The sequence below is a fragment of the Marinicella gelatinilytica genome (assembly GCF_026410405.1).
GTDB classification, from domain to species: domain Bacteria; phylum Pseudomonadota; class Gammaproteobacteria; order Xanthomonadales; family Marinicellaceae; genus Marinicella; species Marinicella gelatinilytica.
The window spans coordinates 44,082-64,067 of the sequence record NZ_JAPMLN010000017.1 but is presented as its reverse complement, the minus strand read 5'-3'; the positions used below and the strand labels follow the sequence as shown (position 1 = coordinate 64,067).

General features: G+C 43.9%; 12 protein-coding genes. 5 read left to right on the top strand and 7 right to left on the bottom strand.

All coding sequences use genetic code 11. From position 1 onward, the window contains the following. Positions 1-66: 66 nt before the first annotated feature. The 3 genes from OS173_RS11565 to OS173_RS11555 form a co-directional block, all read right to left on the bottom strand. On the bottom strand, positions 67-1,164 hold the full coding sequence (locus OS173_RS11565; protein ID WP_267184448.1) for a metallophosphoesterase: 1,098 nt from the start codon (positions 1,162-1,164) through the stop codon (positions 67-69). Between the two features lie 158 nt (positions 1,165-1,322). Then, positions 1,323-1,610 carry a hypothetical protein gene (locus tag OS173_RS11560; protein ID WP_267184447.1) on the bottom strand — a complete coding sequence of 96 codons (288 nt, stop codon included), beginning with the start codon at positions 1,608-1,610 and terminating at the stop codon, positions 1,323-1,325. Positions 1,611-2,401: 791 nt separating this feature from the next. Continuing rightward, positions 2,402-3,997, bottom strand: coding sequence for an ABC-F family ATPase (locus tag OS173_RS11555; protein ID WP_267184446.1), 1,596 nt, complete (start codon positions 3,995-3,997; stop codon positions 2,402-2,404). 729 nt (positions 3,998-4,726) lie between these two features. On the opposite strand from OS173_RS11555, the gene OS173_RS13345 reads away from it, so the two are divergent. The 3 genes from OS173_RS13345 to OS173_RS11530 all read left to right on the top strand — a co-directional run bounded on the left by OS173_RS13345 (position 4,727) and on the right by OS173_RS11530 (position 9,086). Continuing rightward, complete coding sequence (locus OS173_RS13345; protein WP_323373189.1) at positions 4,727-6,733, top strand: S8 family peptidase; 2,007 nt, start codon at positions 4,727-4,729, stop codon at positions 6,731-6,733. Between the two features lie 187 nt (positions 6,734-6,920). Further along, complete coding sequence (locus tag OS173_RS11535) at positions 6,921-8,774, top strand: PLP-dependent aminotransferase family protein (RefSeq protein WP_267184445.1); 1,854 nt, start codon at positions 6,921-6,923, stop codon at positions 8,772-8,774. 138 nt (positions 8,775-8,912) lie between these two features. Next, complete coding sequence (locus OS173_RS11530) at positions 8,913-9,086, top strand: CCGSCS motif protein (RefSeq protein WP_267184444.1); 174 nt, start codon at positions 8,913-8,915, stop codon at positions 9,084-9,086. Between the two features lie 582 nt (positions 9,087-9,668). Here the strand turns inward: OS173_RS11530 and OS173_RS11525 are convergent. The 3 genes from OS173_RS11525 to fusA form a co-directional block, all read right to left on the bottom strand. Beyond that, a complete protein-coding gene (locus tag OS173_RS11525; protein ID WP_267184443.1) occupies positions 9,669-10,934 on the bottom strand; it encodes an OmpA family protein in 1,266 nt (421 codons plus the stop codon). Between the two features lie 472 nt (positions 10,935-11,406). Continuing rightward, the gene (gene dgt / locus OS173_RS11520) at positions 11,407-12,879 is read right to left on the bottom strand and encodes a dGTPase (RefSeq protein WP_267184442.1); all 1,473 of its coding nucleotides are present in this window, start codon (positions 12,877-12,879) and stop codon (positions 11,407-11,409) included. A 75-nt stretch (positions 12,880-12,954) separates the two neighbouring features. Continuing rightward, complete coding sequence (gene fusA, locus OS173_RS11515) at positions 12,955-15,042, bottom strand: elongation factor G (RefSeq protein ID WP_267184441.1); 2,088 nt, start codon at positions 15,040-15,042, stop codon at positions 12,955-12,957. Between the two features lie 356 nt (positions 15,043-15,398). On the opposite strand from fusA, the gene OS173_RS11510 reads away from it, so the two are divergent. Together OS173_RS11510 and OS173_RS11505 are read left to right on the top strand one after the other, a co-directional pair. Then, positions 15,399-16,694, top strand: coding sequence for an acetyl-CoA C-acyltransferase (locus OS173_RS11510; protein ID WP_267184440.1), 1,296 nt, complete (start codon positions 15,399-15,401; stop codon positions 16,692-16,694). Between the two features lie 4 nt (positions 16,695-16,698). Further along, positions 16,699-18,804, top strand: a complete 2,106-nt coding sequence (locus tag OS173_RS11505; RefSeq protein ID WP_267184439.1) for a 3-hydroxyacyl-CoA dehydrogenase NAD-binding domain-containing protein — start codon at positions 16,699-16,701, stop codon at positions 18,802-18,804. A gap of 56 nt (positions 18,805-18,860) precedes the next feature. Here the strand turns inward: OS173_RS11505 and OS173_RS11500 are convergent, their stop codons facing one another. After that, positions 18,861-19,823, bottom strand: a complete 963-nt coding sequence (locus tag OS173_RS11500) for a GGDEF domain-containing protein (protein WP_267184438.1) — start codon at positions 19,821-19,823, stop codon at positions 18,861-18,863. Positions 19,824-19,986 lie beyond the last annotated feature (163 nt).

Genomic DNA, 19,986 nt, shown 5'->3' with positions numbered 1-19,986 from the left:
TGCGTGAATTGGGTCCCCGGATCGAGTCCGAGGACGTCGCGTTTCTGGGTATTAATCATTTATCAATCAATCTACCACATAAAAATTCCTTTTATTCAGTGATTCACCGGGGCGCATTCGATAGGCGGCGAGTTTGCCGCCTTTGGCGATGGAGTAATCAACGCAGGCGACGTTGGATGACTGCGGTTGGGGTTTGTCATCATCTAACCAGTAATGTCCGAAGAATACCGGTTTGGCGTCTTTTGGATAGCCCCAGCGGGTTTCTTTGGGTGTTTTTTCGTCTAAGTCAATTTCTGTTGATACAGATGCTTTTGAAAAAGTGTCAGCGTCTGAGTTCCACCATTTTGTTCTGATGTCATGACGAGTATGTCCAGCCTCATCTTGAAATGACAAGCCATTGGGCAACGGTGTTTCCACACCTTTTAACAGCGTTTCAACAGCGTCATAGGCGGGATGGGTTTTGTCGCTGGCGACGACGTAGCCGATGTCTAAGAGTGTGTTGTCTTCTTTGAGCCAGGGTTTTAAGGTGGCTATGGAGCCTTCATGCCAGCAGGCGTGGACGGCGCGGCAGGTTTCTAATTCCAGCCATAAAGGCAGGGTTTTAAACCAGTTGATGATGTAATCGCGTTCGGCCTTGTCGGGATAGGTTGCCATAAAGGCTTTATGTTGCTTCACGTTCTTTTCACTGCGTTCGCGCAGATAACCGCCCTGCTCGTCCGGTGTGTGGTAGCAGATGGCGTTAAATTCATGGTTGCCCATAATCCCCAAGGCGTGGCCTGAATCAATCATGGGCCGGACGGTGTCGATGACTTCGCGGTGCGTCGGGCCACGATCGATAAAGTCACCGAGAAAAACGACTTTATTGCCTTGTGGGTGTTGGTAAATGCCTTTGTTTTGTTCATAGCCAAGTTTATTGAGCAAGTTTCTCAGGCTGATGCCGTGGCCATGAATATCGCCGATGATGTCGTAGATGGGTGTTTGCATAGTGATTCCTCCTTTTGATGGATTTTTATGAAGTTTTGGGTGGGTGTCGGTTGTCATGCCGACGTAATCAATATAATGAGCTTGTGATGTTTGTGCAAAGGTTTGGTGGGTGTTGGTGGATTGGTAGCGACTTATTTTGGTGTTTGGAATAGTAAGTACGTTATGAGGTCCTCGTGTCAAGCACGAGGATGACTACCGTCAGTTTTAATTGCGACTTATTTTGGTGTTTGGAATAAAAGTTTCGTTTCAGTTTGGCTTCGACAAGCTCAGCCGGCTTGAGGTGCTTGGTTATTATTAGTCGTTTGCATCTCATGCTAGAGAATGAGACTATTGAAGTATCAGTCCTTAACAACAAAATTAAAATTTACGAATGCGAAATCTGGATTTTTTCGACTTAGGGTGATTCCTTTTTCGGGATCCACAAGTGGTGATTCTTTCACTTCTGCGATGAGTTCTTCATCGCTGAGGTTTTTGACGTCTTCGGCGTGAAAAATCATACTTTCTGCGCGCACACCTTCAAATGCCCGGCCTTGCACACAGACCGGTAAATCACCGAGCATGGCTTCAAAATGGACAAGAATACGGGTATCAGGATCGTTGGGGATATCGTTGAAATCTTTTTTCATGGTTTGGCTCCTTGTTAAAAACTTATCTTATACCGGCGCTTTCTCAAAACTTGAGAATGAGGGACTATTTATAGAGTGGACTTGTTTATGTTTCTAATTTGGACAATTTTGATGATTTTGAAGATGAAATTTATTCTTTTTGAAATTATGGGTGTCGTCATGAGGTCCTCGGGTCGGTGCCCGAGGATGACGTTCGTCACTTTTGTTCGTTTCACGAACTGGGTGGCCTACATGGCAATTATTGTTCCCGACAATCCTTGCATTCCTTGCGTCCATGCAAATCGATGTAGGTGGCTTACAGGAAGTAAGTCTGCAACATTAGCAGGACGCGATAATTGCCTACCATGTGAACAGGAGCGTAAATGGCCTGCAGAAATAGCAGGCAGTTATTGTTGTACTTTATGACATCCATGCCAACAGCCCTTCGGGTGGCCTACAGGACGTAGGTCTGTCACGATAAAAGGGATTAGGTAGTGACCGTTGCGCATGGTAAAACGGCTGTCCTGCCGTTGCCTTAAGGGCCCTACTGTTGGTGATCAGACAATATTTGCATTCCTTACGTCCTTGTAAATCGACTCGATAGCGATTGGGTGGCCTACATGGATGTTGGTGGCCTACACGATGTAGGTCTGCCATGTGAGCAGGAGCGTAAATGGTCTGCAGCGTTAGCAGGATGCGGAAGCTGCCCCGGATCGAGTCCGAGGACGACGGCGTCGGTTTGGGGTTTGGATTCTATAATTGTGATTGCCACTTATTATTTTATAGTGGCAATCACAATCATTTTCTCCAAATTAGGTATTAATACCCTGGCGCTCTAAATAGTCCTGGTAGGTGCCGCGGAAGTCGATGACGTCGTTTTCTTGTATCTCCATGATTCTGGTGGCGATTGATGATACAAACTGGCGGTCATGGGAGACGAAGATTAAGGTGCCTTCGTAGTTTTCTAAGGCCAGGTTTAAGGCTTCAATGGACTCCATATCCAAATGGTTTGTGGGCTCATCCATGATGATGACGTTGGGTTTTTGTAGCATGATTTTACCGAACATCATGCGGCCTTTTTCGCCGCCTGAGAGCACGGTGGTTTTCTTTTTTGAGTCTTCTGTGGAGAACAGCATACGGCCCAGAACGCTGCGCACGGCTTGTTCGTCATCGCCTTTTTGTTTGAACTGTTCCATCCACTGAAAAACGGTCATGTCTTCCTTAAAAGCACCCATATTATCTTGTTTAAAATACGCGATCTCGATATTTTCTGACCATTTAATGGTGCCGGTATCAGCTTCTATGTTTTCTGTGATGCAGTTTAAGAAGGTGGTTTTACCGATGCCGTTGGCACCGATAACGGCGATACGTTCGCCCACTTCCAATAGTAAGTTAACGTCTTTGAATAAGGTGTGATTATCAAATGATTTGCTTAAGCCTTTGACTTCAAGGGCGTTTCTGAATAGCTTTTTGCCTTGTTGAAAAATAATGTATGGGCTCACTCTGGATGACGGTTTAATGTCTTCCAGTTTGATTTTTTCCATTTGTTTTTGTCGGGAGGTGGCTTGTTTGGCTTTAGAGGCATTAGCCGAGAAGCGACTGACAAAACTTTGTAATTCGGCGATTTGGGCTTTTTTCTTGGCGTTTTCGGCGTATTTACGTTCGCGGGCTTGGGTGGCCGCGGTCATGTATTCGTCATAATTACCCGGAAATAGCTGCAAATCACCATAATCTAAATCAGCCATGTGGGTACACACCGAATTTAAAAAATGTCGATCATGGGAAATGATGATCATGGTTGATTTTCTCGCTGTTAAGGTCTCTTCCAGCCAGCGAATGGTGTTAATATCAAGGTTATTGGTGGGCTCATCCAGTAATAAGAAGTCCGGATCAGCAAACAAGGCTTGTGCCAATAATACCCGCAATTTCCAACCGGGCGCCACTTCTGACATGGGTCCGAAATGTTGTGATTCAGGTATATCAAGACCCAATAACAATTCACCGGCACGGGCTTCCGCGGAATAACCGTCCATTTCCGCAAAGGCACTTTCCAGCTCAGCCGCTTGCATGCCGTCTTCTTCAGACATTTCAGGCAGGCTGTAAATACGATCCCGTTCAACTTTGTTGTGCCACAACTCTTTGTGACCCATAATGACGGTGTCTATCACTGTTTGCTCTTCAAAGGCATACTGATCTTGACCCAAAACACCAATGCGCTCATCCGGATCGTAAGAGACATTGCCTGATGTGGGTTTCAATTCACCGGTGAGGATTTTCATAAAGGTTGATTTACCGCTGCCGTTGGCGCCAATCAAACCATAGCGGTTGCCGTTTCCAAATTTAACGGAGATATTTTCAAAGAGTGGTTTTGAACCAAACTGCATGGTGATATTGGCGGTGCTGATCATGTGAGGGCCGATACGTTAAAAAGGGCGCGATTATAACGGCAATTGGGCTTTAATAAAGCCTTTTGATGCATTAAATAGCAAATGGTTTGCCTCTTAAGGATTCATAAACTTTATATAAACTGTAAACAACCAGTTTATAACCAACTTTAAAGCATCGCTATCCTAAAACTTATCTAGATTAACCCGTGGTGCATTTGGAATGATAATTGGTTCTCAAGATTGCTTTCAGCACCTAAAAGTGTCATGTCATTCCGCTAAGCGAAGCGCATGGACGCCGCCATTTCAATTAAGCTTCTTGTGCTTCGCACAAACCGCTTAATTTATATTAACTGGTCTTCGCTCGGTGGCCTACACGGAACTAGGTCTGCTACATTAGTTGGAACGGACGTAGCCGATATGACAATACTTGTTGGCTTCTGTCCTAAATGTACCACGGGTTAGATTAGTATTGCTTTATAAAAAGGTCCGACTGTAAAAAATTTTAATAAATCTGAGAATAAACTTTTTTATTTTCAAAAAAACAAGGGTTTTGGTTGTTTAATGAGTTCTTAGTTTAGCGTTTTGATAACATCATCACATTTTTAATCGTTTTTTTAAAGATAAATATATACAGCTTTTATGAAACGAGATTCATTAAAGCCACACCATAAATAATTATAAAAATAAAAGGTGCTATAGCCGGATTGAATTATCAATCCAATCATTTAACATAGAGGAGAGACTTCTAATATGAAAAAATTAGAGAATGGCGCGCGTTCGCCAAAAAATTCTTTACGATACGCAATTTCAAGATCTTTAGCAACCATCACTTTAGCCGCCACTTGTCAAATTGGCATGGCGCAATTCAATGGCGACGCCAATTCTTCGAAACCGCAAATACAAGGCATGAATTTGGCCACAAAGATTTCCGATCAATACATAGTTGTTTTAAAAGACAGCACCGTGAACGAATCTGCCGTACAAAGAGTTTCTGCTAACTTTTCGTTGGCTGAGGCGCGCGCTGCTGTGGTGCAAGATATTGGTGTGACGTTAGCCACTCAGGCACGTGGATCTGTGAGCCAGATCTATTCGTCAGCCATTAATGGTTTTGTCATGCAATCGGCTTCCGTCAAACACGTTGCCGCTTTATTAAAAGATCCGCGGGTCGATTACATTGAAGCTGACCAGGTTGTTAGTATCGGTGCCACACAAAACAATGCCACTTGGGGCTTAGATCGAATTGATCAGGCTAATTTACCTTTGAATAACACCTACAGCTATGACTACGATGGTACGGGTGTTAATGCTTATGTAATTGATACCGGTGTCAGAATTACGCATAACCAGTTTGGTAATCGTGGTCGTTCCGGTTATACGGCGATTAACGATGGCAACGGCACCAATGACTGTCAAGGCCACGGCACACATGTGGCCGGTACCATTGGTTCTACCACTTATGGCGTCGCCAAAGATGCCAGAATTTATGCCGTTCGGGTACTGGGTTGTGATGGCTCAGGTTCAAACTCGGGTGTTATCGGTGGTGTTGATTGGGTTGCTGCAAATCATATTAAACCTGCAGTGGCTAATATGAGTTTGGGTGGCGGTGCCAGTTCTGCACTTGACAATGCCGTTAACTCAGCAGTTTCTCAAGGTATCACCATGGTGGTCGCAGCCGGTAATGACAACAGCAATGCCTGTTCTTACTCACCTGCCAGAGCCGCTAATGCCATTACGGTTGGTTCCACCACCAGTTCTGATGCAAGATCATCATTTTCAAATTATGGCTCTTGTTTAGATATCTATGCCCCGGGTTCATCCATCACCTCAACCTGGTCAACCAGTAATACAGCCACCAACACCATCAGTGGTACGTCAATGGCTTCACCCCATGTGGCCGGTGTCGCTGCGCTCTATTTGGATGAATACCCAAATGCATCACCGACTCAAGTTGGTAATGCCATTAAAAATGCAGCCATCATGAATAAAGTGTCTGATGCCCGTTCCGGCTCACCGAATCTGTTGTTAAACAATTTCAGTGGTTCCGGTGATCCAGGTCCAGGGCCTGATCCGGTTGATGGCACATTAACCAATGGCACAGCGAAAACAGGCTTGTCAGGTTCTTCAGGTTCAGAAACCTTCTTCACTTTACAAGTTCCAGCAGGTGCTACTAACCTTAGTTTTGCCATGAGTGGCGGCTCTGGTGATGCCGATCTGTATGTTCGATACGGCAGCAAACCAACCACCTCTACTTATGATTGTCGTCCCTGGCGATCTGGTAACAATGAAACTTGTAACATCAGTAATGTTCAAGCAGGTACTTACCATGTGATGTTAAGAGGTTACAGCAGTTATTCAGGTGTCAGCCTATTGGGTAGCTATACAGCCGGCGGTGGCGGAGGTGGTAATAACTTCTTTGAAAACACCTCAAATGTCACAATCTCTACGGGTGCAGCAGGTGTTGTAAACTCTTATATCAATGTGCCACGTTCAGGTGCAATCGGAAGCATTACAGTGAAAGCTGACATCAAGCACACGTACCGTGGTGACTTGTCTGTGAAAGTATTTACACCCACAGGTGCCAGTGGTACTGTCCATGCGCGGAATAATCCGTCTGACAGTGGCGATAACTTACTACTTGATGTTAATTTGAACGGTGGAACCCTTGAATCAGCCGGTCAATGGCGTTTAGAAGTGACTGACCATTCTTATCGAGATGGTGGTTACATCGATTCATGGAGTATTCAATTTAACGATTAAATTTGAATAATCCATTTTTATCAATGTTTAGGGAGGCCATGGGTCTCCCTTTTTTTTCGCCCACAAAAACAATCATCTCAGATAAAATCCATAAGGACTGACGTTAATGCTGTGCGGATGTTGAACTAACGACATTTGCCCATATCATTCATGTTCGTCATCACATGTCATCAAACTGGAGAGATCATTGAATACCAACACCGATATATTAAAATCAATTAAAACGCTGCTGAATAACTTGCCTCAAGACTGGCTTAAACTCACCACCCATCGGCTCGATATTTACAATGAATCCAAAGCCAAGACAGAATTTTTAGACGAATTAAAAAAACGACTTTCATCCGGCTTGGTGAACAGTGATGAACTCGAGAAATTACCCACAGCCTATGATTACATCCGATTAGGACATCAGCTATCAAGTTTATTGGAATGGGTTTTGGCCGAGATTAATGGGGTTGACGATGAACAGGTTATTGCCTTTGCCTCTAAAACCATGCCTATTTTGGCTATTTTGCGCCACAATGCCCTGAATAATAAAGCCACCTATATTTATTACGATGGCGAGGAATCACCGCTTCTCGACGAGTCCAGACTCAAAAACATCTACGGTTATCAATACCAATTAACCCAGGTAAAAGACAGCGATGAGATTCCACAACATAACGATGGCCGTATAATTTATGTCACCCAACAGCCGTTTAGTGAGAAGCTAACGAAAAACCCATATATTGACCAAACCGTTAACATCCACCCCGCGCTGGGTTCTATCATCATTATTCACCAATCCGATTCAACGCAGCTGGTCAGTGCAGTGCAACATGTCAGAAGGCGTGAAACCATCGCCATGTCACCGGCTAACTGTTATCAGATTTTGCAGGAACTGGTTGGCAATAAGGTCCCTGTGACAACACTTAACCATGAAGCCAAAAACACTGTGACCAAATGCATTCAAGACAATACCGGCAGTTCATCGATGCCGTTGGTGGCGTCCAGTGGTTTGTCGATTCAATACGCCATTTTGATGGGTCTGGTCGAAAATGCCCGCACCGCACATCCCGACAAACCGATTAAAATCATATTACCACCCAACTGTTACGGCGGTACCAATGACCAATCCCGACGGGTGGCTGATTTAATCCCGCAAGCAGAGATTGTCGATTTATTGGTAGATGGCGGTGCCGATTTAGTTAACAGCTTAGAGACGGTTTTAGCATCGGTTGCAAAGGTTGATGGCGTACCAATTGTCTTGGCTGAAATTCCCACCAATCCAAGGGTTGAAGTGCCCGACATGACCGCTTTGAGCGAAACCCTGAGTCTGCAACGACAAACACCCAACGGTGGCGACGCTGTGCAACCGGTTTTTATGGTGGATCAAACCTTCTGCCCCAATGTGCAATTATTACACTCCGACAGCGAGCTTAACACGGTGAAAACTATTTCATTTGCCAGCGGTTCAAAATTTCCCAGTGGCGGTCGCTGTATCGCCGGCTATTGTGCAGCCAACCAAGTGGCGAGAGATTTAATGCCATTGATCGCCGCCCATTTAAAATTATCTGATAACCAGGCCGATGCCAAGCAACTCAACACCCTGGCTGAAACCATGCCCTCCATGCCTGAACGCATCGTCAAAGCCTACCAAAACACCCGTGAATTTGTCCGACAGATACAAGCCATCCTACCCAAAGCCAAGATTTTTTATGTCACAGATGAGATGGCACAAAGAGGTTTTAAGCCTTCGGTATTTTCCCTCGACCTACCCGTCGAAGCCGAAACCAAAGAAGAACGTCAGGAACGACAAAAAGCACTGAATAAAAAATTAATCGAATTCATGATTAAAAAGCACCCGAAAGACTGCAAAAACTGCGTCAGTTACGGACAACTCAAAGGCAGCTACTGGACCATTCCGGCCACTTCAACGCAAGGCACCACCAAAGAAGAAGACAAAGATTACGTGGTCAGAGTGTCCATATCGCCGGAAACAGATGTGGCTTTACTAACTGCCTCATTTAAAGTATTTTGTCAGGAACATGATTTGATATGAATCAACTTTTAGGCAAATAGAACGCCCAAAGCGCTTAACCATGCCTGATGGCATTGTCTCCACGTAATTTTAAGTCTACACTTTGGCTTTGCGCCGTCACCGGCAGACTTTAATTGAAGATACTGAGAGAACAATCACATGGTTAACATATTTAAGAACATATTCACAAGCAACAACAAACAACAAGCAGTGGAAACAACGCCAGCCCAAAAAGAAGATACACTGGCTCAAGCCACCTCTGAAAATACGCCAACCACTGACAAGAAGCCAAAACATGGTGAAGACGGTGTCTGTTGCGGTGGTTGTTCTTGATTGTAAACAATCACTTAAACTGAACCACTTCAGCCATTGAAATGAATATAAAGGGGTCAGTAAGTACTATCCGGTGCTGACACCTTTATTTAATTGAAGTGTTCCAAATCTATTGGGTATTATTCGTATCATCCCTGATACTCACCCTCATCCATGAGGGCTTGCATGAAAATTCGTTCCTGATGAATTTTTCAGCCGTTGGAACGGTTAAGCAGCTTAAAGAATACTCACAAAAAACACAGCAACCAACAGTAGGGACCACGAGGCCAAATGGTCCGTTGGTATTCGCCTAAAACATGCTTTGAAATAGAATAACCCCAACTATTCTTCTAACCTCTTCACTTCTGTGAGGTCATACCGCTCGGCTTGAATCTGGTAAAAACCAAAAAAATATAGTCAAGAACATTAAGCTCTATACTTTTAACCAAAATACTCTAAAGTTAGTCAACTTTTCACTCTGAAAGTACCATATTATCAGAAGAAATGTATTCTAATATTGCCTCAGTTAATGCATGTCCCAAATTAAAAATCATAAAGAACCTGCCATTCTTTCTCATTCTAAAAAATACTTAAAGATATTTATCACAGAATTCTGTTTGCTTGCTGCCAGTTTCCTTGCCATTTTTCTGCATCACAATATGACCATTTGGCGTCAAATACATCGCGGTTTGGTGAATCAAACTGGATCAGAAGTTTGCCCCAGTATTTGCTACCTGCTTTTTCGGTTTTGCAGGTTTGTGAAGAGCTTTTTTTGATCCAAAAACCTTCAAACACGGTTTCATCGGTAAATTCGCCAATAATTTGGCCGCCACCTTTTTGTGTGTATTCACCACTGATGGTGTCATTGGTTTGGCGTAGTGTAGTCTGACGGTTATCTTTGGAACGCCATATACCTAAGATTCTGATGCGCTCCACATTCTGTGCAGTCTCAGTGGCGATGGATCGGATACTCAGCTCTACCCTGCGGTTCTTACTTCGGCTTTCTTCAGTCTCGTTACTGGCAATGGGGTCACTCTCGCCATGGGCTTGGATTGTTATCTTGTTTTCCTCAATACCGGTTTCGGCAATTAGGTAATCTGCGACAGATTGGGCGCGGTTTTTCGATAACTCTTGGTTTGACTCGGCGCTACCGACATTGTCCGTATGACCGCTGATAATCACCGATTGGATTTGTGCCTGATCAATATTAGCCAGGGCATCAGCAATCGCTTTGCTTGCTTCGCTCTTGAGTTGATATTTGCCGGTATTGAATAACACCGAACTGTCTAAAGCGATGTGTTGTAATGAGCCAATCGCGCCAACCGCATCAATGTCGGCACCCGGTGTATCGCCGCCACATTGTTCTTTTAAGTCAATTAATTTGACATAACGAAAGCTCATGTCACTGTCTACATAAGGCGCAATATCAATCTCCGACTTACCGCCTTCAATTTGACCAATGCCCACCCAATCTTTATTGTTATTGGACACAGCCAACGCCGTGGGCTCAATCGCCGGGCCAACTTCGAACACATACAAATCAGGACCGGGAATATCAATCAATTGGTTATCAGTGAATTTCAATATCAGCTCGCCGCTACAACCCAAGGACACATAGCCTCGCTTGTTACCTTCTTTATAATTCGGCGGACCAAGCGCCTCCTCGGGATCGCCGGCATCTTTAACAGGTTGTTCTGATCCGGTATCGCTATAGATGACTTCATCGGCAAAAGACACATCACCCTGGGGAAAGGTCACTTCACCACCATGGCCATCGGGGTAGGTCTTGGACTGAGCCAAAACCACCTGAGTGGTAAAACACATAAAAAAGCTAAACAGTAATAAAGTGCGATTAACGGATAAATACATAAACAAGTCTCCTTTTATTATTTGGTGTCAGTCAATACGGGCTGTATCTTACCCGTAAGAATTAATTTTAAGTAAATATAACCCGTGGTGCATTTGGAAAAAATCTAAATAAAAACTGTCATATCGACCGAGCGAAGCGAGTGGAGATATCTCCTTAACATGGAAATTTCCGTCAAATTTGAGGAGATTCCTCCATGCGCTTCGCTTAGTCGGAATGACGTGACGTTTTAAGTATTAAAAATATGCTTATGAAGCATTTATCGCTCCAAATGCACCACGGGTTAAATATATCATAAACATATAAAAATATCGTTACATCAGCCGGATGGGTGAAACCTGAATGGAACATCCTGTGTGACTTAATTGAGAATGGTCAAGTTCACTATTAATATCCCTTTCTTGGGCATCTGGCAAGCATCCAATAAAATCATAGCTAAGCGTCATGAATAAAATCCATATTTGCTTAATAACCTTAGCCACTCACCATCAACAACCGATACTCATCATAGGCGCTGTGGTCGGTCATGGCGCTGACGTGATCTTGTAGCAGGCGGCAGCGGTGATAGAAATCCCATAGGCTGTGGTTGGCATCAACGTCTTGCATGGCTAGTTGGTAGGCTTTTAAATGATTGGGATCCATGCGGTTAATGAGCAGACGCTGAGTGGTTAGTTTGCCGTCACTTAATAATTTTTGGAATTCTTCTGTCGATAACTTTAATAAAGAGGCATTGTGGTCCAGTATGCCGGTGATGATTTGTTGGCCTTGTAGTTCCAGGCGTTGTACTTCGTTGTGGCAATAGACGTGCTTTAAGCCCACTAGTTTGAAGGTTTTTAACAGCCGGTGGGCTTCACTGCTGTCTTCTAACAAGGCCCGATTGTAATTACCGTGATAAATGGCTTCGATGTGTTCGACAAATTGTTGCGCGGCATGATTCACCAGGTAGTGAATAATGGGCACCCGAATTTTGATAAAAAAAGCTTGGTTGCTGTTAATACTGACTTGTTGGCTGTCTTGGTAGGCTGTTTGTAAAACATCTTTAAAGCTGACTAAATTATTTGGATTCTGGCCCAAAAATGATTTGCTGATGTCTCCGCCCTCTGTCTGAAAAGCCACCAACAATAACTCAATCAAATAACTTAAAGGAATAATGTCCTTTTCCACCGCGTCTTCAATATCAGCCAAGCAATAGGCAATGTCATCAGCGGCTTCCATTAAATAGGTCAACGGATAACGATGACCGGGTACAACTGAAACGCAACGCCACATGTCATTGACAAAATCTTGTTCAGACAAGTAATAGCCGGCTTTTTTCTGTATGTAGCTGAGATTTTTTGTGGCGGATTGTTCGTTACTGCGGCTGTACTTTAAGATAGCGGCAGTTTGCGCAAAGGTTAAATTCATGCGCTGTAATTTTGCGGTTAAGCGAATGGCCTGGGCGTTGCCTTCAAAAGTGGATAAATCACGTTGCATGATTTTTTGAAGCGAATCTACGGCTTCACCTTCAGTCTTTGGCCAGTGTGATTTATCGGTTAAATAATCACAAAACCAATTAGATATCACCTGTTCACCGAAGTGGCCAAATGGTGGATTACCAATATCGTGCATTAAACAAGCCATTTCCACCAAAGAGGTGATGGCTTGTTGGCCGCCATCCAGGCCGTAATCTTCAGTTTTAGCTGTTAACTTTTTATAAACCGTTTGCACCAGATAGCGCCCGTTTTGTTGTACTTCCAGAGAATGGGTTAGTCGCGAGCGAACAGCGGCATTGCGCTCCAATGGGAATACCTGGGTTTTCTGTTGTAAGCGACGCAAGGAGGGCGAATTGATAATACGGCCACGGTCACTCTCCAAAGCCAGTTCAATGGTCTGCCAGTTGGTTTCAGGCAGGGATTCACCGTAAGGTCGGTCAATATTTATTTTTTGTTTAAAATCAATTTCAGTCATGTCCGTATAATAACGCAAGGCAAAAAAAAGGGCAGCTGTTAAAAGCCACCCTTTCTATGTTTCGTGTAAGCCGTATTAACTGGCTTTACGACGCTCTTTTGCCGCTTCAATCACTTCTTCAGAAATGTTAGAAGGACAAGGCATATAGTGCGAGAACTCCATGGAGAACTGGCCACGACCTGAAGTCATGGTACGCAATGAGCCAATATAACCAAACATTTCAGATAACGGCACATCGGCTTTAATACGAACTGCTGTGGCTGTTGGATCTTGTGATTTGATCATACCGCGACGGCGATTTAAGTCACCAATCACATCACCCACATGATCATCCGGCGTATAAACGTCCACTTTCATAATCGGCTCCATGAGTTGCGGTTTCGCTTTTGGAATCGATTGACGGTAAGCGCCTTTAGAGGCGGCTTCAAAGGCCATGGTTGATGAGTCAACCGCATGATACTGACCGTCCTGTAAAGTGAATTTCAGATCCTGCAAAGGATAGCCGGCCAAAGTACCTTCAACCATACAGCTCTTAAAGCCTTTTTCAATGGCTTGCCAGTATTCTTTAGGTACGTTACCACCGGTCACTGTGGATTCAAACACATAACCGGAACCTGTTTCACCGGGCTCAATGGTGTAGTCAATTTTACCAAACTGACCGGAACCACCGGATTGTTTCTTATGGGTATAAGAGTCTGTAATTGGCGCAGTAATGGCTTCTCGGTACGCCACTTGTGGCTGACCAACTTCAACTTCAACACCATGGGTACGCTTTAAGATATCGACTTTAATATCTAAGTGTAATTCACCCATACCTTTTAGAATGGTTTCGCCGGAATCAATGTCAGTTTCAACCTGGAAAGAAGGATCTTCTTTGACCATTTTACCCAGTACAACACCTAACTTTTCAGCCGCCGCTTTATCTTTAGGGGCCACAGCCATCGAAATAACCGGATCCGGAAATACCATTGGTTCTAAAGTGGCCGGGTCATTCGGATCACATAAGGTGTGACCGGTTTGCACATTTTTCATACCCAAAACGGCCACAATATCACCGGCTTGTGCACGTTCTAATTCAATCCGAGCGTCGGCATGCATTTCCACAATTCGACCAATTCTTTCGGTTTTACCGGTAAAAGTGTTGAGGACAGTCATGCCTTTTTCTAATATACCCGAATAAATTCGAATAAAGGTTAAGGCACCATAACGGTCATCCATAATTTTAAACGCCAATGCGCGTAAAGGTTCTTTCGGATCAACAATCGCAAACTCGCCGGTTTCATTACCTTCTAAATCCACTTCAGGTTGTGGCGGCACTTCTGTCGGTGCCGGCAGATAATCAACCACCGCATCCAATACCAATTGAACACCTTTATTTTTAAAGGCTGAACCACAATAGGTTGGGAAGAATGCCAGTTTGTTGGTACCTTTGCGGATACAAGCCTTAATGGTTTCAATTGAAGGCTCTTCACCTTCTAAGTATTTTTCTAAGGCTTCATCGTCCTGTTCCAACGCTGTTTCAATCATGGCTTCACGGTACTCTTCAACTTCGTCAACCATATCAGCAGGTACGTCTTCAACTGTATAAGCCAACGGATCGCCGCTGCCATCCCAAATGTAGGCTTTACGTTCAAGAACATCAACCACGCCGGTGAATTCATCTTCACGACCAATCGGCAGTGTCATCACCAACGGTGTCGCGCCTAGAACTTCTTTAACCTGTTTAACAACGTCTAAAAAGTTAGCACCAATACGATCTAATTTGTTAACAAAAATGATACGAGCAACTTTTGAATCATTGGCATAGCGCCAGTTAGTTTCAGATTGAGGCTCAACACCACCCGAACCACAAAAAACACCCACACCACCGTCCAATACTTTTAAAGAACGGTAAACTTCAACGGTGAAGTCAACGTGACCCGGAGTGTCAATGATATTTAAGCGGTGATCATTCCACATACAACTGGTGGCTGCGGACTGAATGGTAATACCACGTTCACGTTCTTGATCCATAAAATCTGTGGTGGCATCGCCATCATGGGTATCACCCATTTTATGAATTTTACCGGTTAAACCTAAAATTCGCTCGGTGGTGGTGGTTTTACCTGCATCAACGTGTGCGAAAATACCAATGTTTCTGTATTTACTTAAATCTGTAGTCATGATTGCCTTCTTTTGTCTTGTTAAAAAGTAGATTTGGGAAAGGGTAACTAAAAGTGGCCTTTGCACATCACATTGACGGTACCATTTATTGAAAAAAAGTATGGCAATGTACTGTGCAAAAGCCTCTCAGGTAGTTTTACCTACCCCAAAGTGCGCGCATTCTACACCAAAACTCGCTTCAGGTTAAGGATTTCCTGTTTTATTTGCTTATTTTTAGCCAGGTAAAGTGGTTTTGTTCAGCCACCATTTAATTATGTGTTTTTAAGCAGCGACAAAGTACAATCAACTGGCAAAAACTTGACAATACGCATGCGTATGGTGACAATGTATGTTATTCAATCTTAAACGCGTATAAAATGATATTTAAAGACTCACAAGTGGCTGTTATAGATGGGGTTCGCACACCATTTATGAAATCGCCGGGCGGCAAAGCCCAAGACCTGTCAGCCTACGATTTAGGTAGAATGGCTCTCAATCAAATGAAGCATCGTCATGATTTCCTGCAGTCTGAATGCGACCAGGTTATTATGGGCAACGTCATACAAAATGCAGCCACGTCTAATGTCGCCAGAGAAGCCATGATTGGCGCCGGTATTGATGTGAAAACACCGGCATACACAGTGACCATGGCTTGTATTTCCGGTAACCGCGCCATCACCAATACGGCGCAAGACATTCAGTCAGGCGCCATTAACATTGGCCTGGCCGGCGGTGTTGAGTCAATGTCAGATGCGCCGGTTCGAATCACCCATGAATTAAAAAAGACCTTAATGGCCGCTCAAAAAGCCAAGGGCTTTAAAGATTATTGGCAGGTGTTCAAACAATTTAAGTTTAAATCATTGGTTCCGGTGACACCGGCCATTGCCGAGTTCTCAACCGGTTTAACCATGGGCCAAGATGCTGATCAACTGGCGGCCAAATTTAACATCAGCCGCGAGCAACAAGACGCCTATGCCCTGCGCTCGCACCAAATGGCGGCGAAAGCTTGGCAAGATGGCCAGTTTGATCAGGAGGTTGAGTTTATTAGTATTCCGCCTAAGTTTGAAGTCGTCAAGCAAGACAACACTTTTTATGCCGACAGTTCCATGGAAAAGCTGGCATCCTTAAGACCGGTGTTTGTTAAACCTCATGGAACGGTAACGGCCGGCAACGCCTCACCCATTACCGATGGTGCTGCTGTAAGCTTATTAATGAACTTAGCAGAGGCGAAGAAAAGAAACCTTAACCCGCAGGTGGTGATTGAAGGGTTTGCGTATTCCGGTCAAACACCCAAAGGTGAATTGCTATTGGGGCCGGCCTACACCATCAGTCGATTGCTGAAGGAATCGGGCTTAATTTTAGATGACATTGATGTGTTTGAGATACACGAGGCTTTTGCCGGTCAAGTACTGGCTAACTTAGCCGCCTTACAAGATAAGGAATTTTGTAAAAACCGATTGGGTTTAGATAAACCGGTGGGAGAGATTCCCATGGAAAAAATCAACACCCAAGGCGGCTCACTGTCGTTAGGTCACCCTTTTGGTGCCACCGGAAGCCGCTTATTAACCGCTGCCAAACGGCGCTTACTGCAATCAAACGGCCAATACGCACTGATCAGCGCTTGCGCTGCCGGTGGATTGGGTTCTTCAATTTTACTGAAAAAAATAGGATAACATCATGGCCAATTTTGAATTAGTTATAGACAATAATATTGCCACCATTTGGATGGACCAACCGGGTTCTGAAGTGAACACCTTATCTGTGGCCATGCTGGATGACTTTCGCGGCTTACTCGACACCATTGAACAAAACGGCGACATTAAAGCCGCTATTTTAATCTCCAAAAAACCCAATTGCTTTATTGCCGGCGCTGACATCAAAGATTTTCAACGCATGGAAACCTCTGAAGAAGCAGAGAAATTATCCCGTGAAGGCAATCAAATCCTCAGTCGATTAAGTCAGCTCAAAAAACCCGTCATTGCTGCCATTAACGGTGCTTGCTTAGGTGGCGGCCTGGAAGTGGCCATGGCGTGTCATTACCGCATTGCCACCACGGATGAAAAAACTGTATTTGGCTTACCGGAAATGAAACTGGGATTATTACCCGGCGGTGGCGGCACTCAGCGCATCATTAAATTAACCTCCTTACGATATGGCTTAGATGCTCTACTAACCGGTAAAAACATTTACCCTTACAGCGCCAAGAAAAATGGCCTGGTGGATGAACTCATCCATAAAGAAGGACTTTATCAAGCGGCATTAAAACAGGCTGAGAGCCCGGTTAAACGCAGACCCAAAAAACAAACACTGGTAGATAAAGCTCTTAGCACCTCAGTTGGCCGTAATTATGTACTTAAAAAGGCCCGCGAAACAGTGATGAAAAAAACCCGTGGCAATTACCCGGCGCCTTTAAAAATCCTGGACTGTGTTGAAATCGGTTTAGAAGATGGATTACAGGCGGGATTGGAAGCCGAAGCCATGGCTTTTGGTGAATTACATGCTTCACCGGTCTCGCAAAACCTGATACGCTTATTTTTGGCCATTCAAGACAATAAAAAATTAAAAAACAACAATAAAACTGAGAACACCGACGCCATCACCATGATCGGTGCCGGTTTTATGGGTGCGGGAATTACCGAAGTCTCGATTAAAAATGGCTATCATGTCATTCTTAAAGACATCAACCCTGAAGGCATTGCTTCTGCCTTAAAAACAATTTGGGATGATTTTACAAAACTGGTCAACAAAAAAGCCATGACTGGTGTTGAGCGAGACCAATTGATGGCGAAAATTGAAACAACCATTGATGAGGAAGCCATTTGTGAAGCTGATTTAATTATTGAAGCGGTTTTCGAAGATTTAGGCTTGAAACAAAAAATCTTAGCTGATGTTGAGCAGCGCTGTAAGAAAAGTACGGTATTTGCCAGCAACACCTCCTCATTACCGTTAGCTGACATCACCGAAAAAGCCGCTAACCCGCAAAATGTGGTGGGTATGCATTATTTCTCACCAGTGCCTAAAATGCCTTTATTGGAAGTCATTGTGACCGACAAAACCGCAAAAAAAGCCCGTCAAATGGCCATCAATGTGGGCATAAAACAAGGCAAAACCGTGGTGGTGGTCAAAGATGGTCCTGGGTTTTATACCACACGAGTCCTGTCAGCCATGACCCATGAAGCCATCAAAGTTTTACATGATGGCGCTAAAATTGAAGATGTGGATAATGCCATGAAAGACTGGGGTTTTCCGGTCGGACCGTTGGCATTAATGGATGAAGTGGGGATTGACGTGGGTGCGCACATCGCGCGGGGTGCTTTAGGTGAGATGTTTATGGAACGGGGTATTGAACAAGATGACACCGTACAAAAACTGGCCGAAGCCAAACTTTATGGTCGCAAATCAGGTAAAGGTTTTTACCAATATCCTAAAAAAGGCAAAAAATCTGTCAATACTGACATTTATCAGTACTTTGGCGGTGAAGAACGAAAAACCATAGACAAAACCACCATTCAAAATCGCATCGGTCTGACTTTTGTTAATGAGTGTGTGCTGTGTCTTGAGGAAGGTATTTTAGCCAATGCTGATGATGGTGATTTAGCCGCGATTTTGGGACTTGGATTTCCGCCCTTCACCGGTGGTCCATTTAGATACATTGATAGCCGTGGTGCTGCCGATATTGTAGAAACTTTACAAAGTTTAGCGCGACAACATGGCATTCGTTTCGAGCCGGCTAAACTGTTAACGCAAAAAGCGGAGCAAAGTGAATCATTTCATAGCGACTAACTGAGATTGACCGCCGTTATCAGGAATCAGGTAGCGGCGGTTTGTATGAATAGTTATCAGATTTCACTCATCGTCACTAAGCCCAATGCGGTTACTGCCGAAGCAGCAGTAACGGCTTGATTCTTACCTTGTTGTTTGGCTTGATACAGCGCTTGATCTGCCCGTCTAATGGTTTGTTGTAAGTGGTCTTCTTGTTGATTATGCTCTGCAACCCCGGCACTAATTGTTAATTGTATTTCGTGCTGATGATAATAAATAACCTGCTCTGCAACTTGTTGAATAATCTTATCCGCCACTTGCTTGCCATCTGTTAACTTTGTTTGTGGCAATAACACCAAAAATTCTTCCCCACCCCAACGATAAGCAAGGTCAGATTTTCTTAAGCATTTTGCCATGATGCGACTGATTTCAATTAACACCACATCGCCGGCCGCATGTCCTAAGCCATCATTGACACGTTTGAAGTCATCTAAATCAAACATGAGTACTGAAATTGGTTGTGACAAACGGCGTGAGTTATCTAATAGGTTCTGATGAAACTGTGTAAAATGACGGCGATTATATAAACCCGTTAATTCATCGGTTTCACTTTTTATTCGCATCAACTCGCGGGTGCGACTATTGTAACGAGAAAACCGAGTGGCGCCATAGGCGCCAAAGACATAAGCGGCAACCAGTAAAACGCCACTGATATACCACACCATATTTTCCGGTAGCTGGAATATTTGCGCAAAGCCAATAAAAGCGAAGGCACCATGTCCAAACAAAAACCCCAACGCCATGGAACGCCCGCGCAATTGGGCGGCCAGCAAATCATTCACCACAAAATAATAGTATGAGACGACGGATAAAACACCGTAAATACCAATTAACAAGAAATCGAACTCAGATTTAAGCGGTAATGATTGTAAAAACAGCCAACCTAAAAAACCATTAAAACAAAAAAATACAACAACATATGAAAGCAGGGTCAGGACACTAAAGCCTTGTGATTTATGAGGGTAATGTGCTGTTGACATTGTTCACCGATAGGTAATTTTCACAATTTTAGCAAGCGTTGAATTATGTTTTTATGATGCAGTTCACTTAATATAGCAAATTTTCACTAACAAGTGGGAAGTATATAATTTTCAGGCATAAAAAAACCGGCCATAAAGACCGGTTTTTTGAATCTCTTGTAAA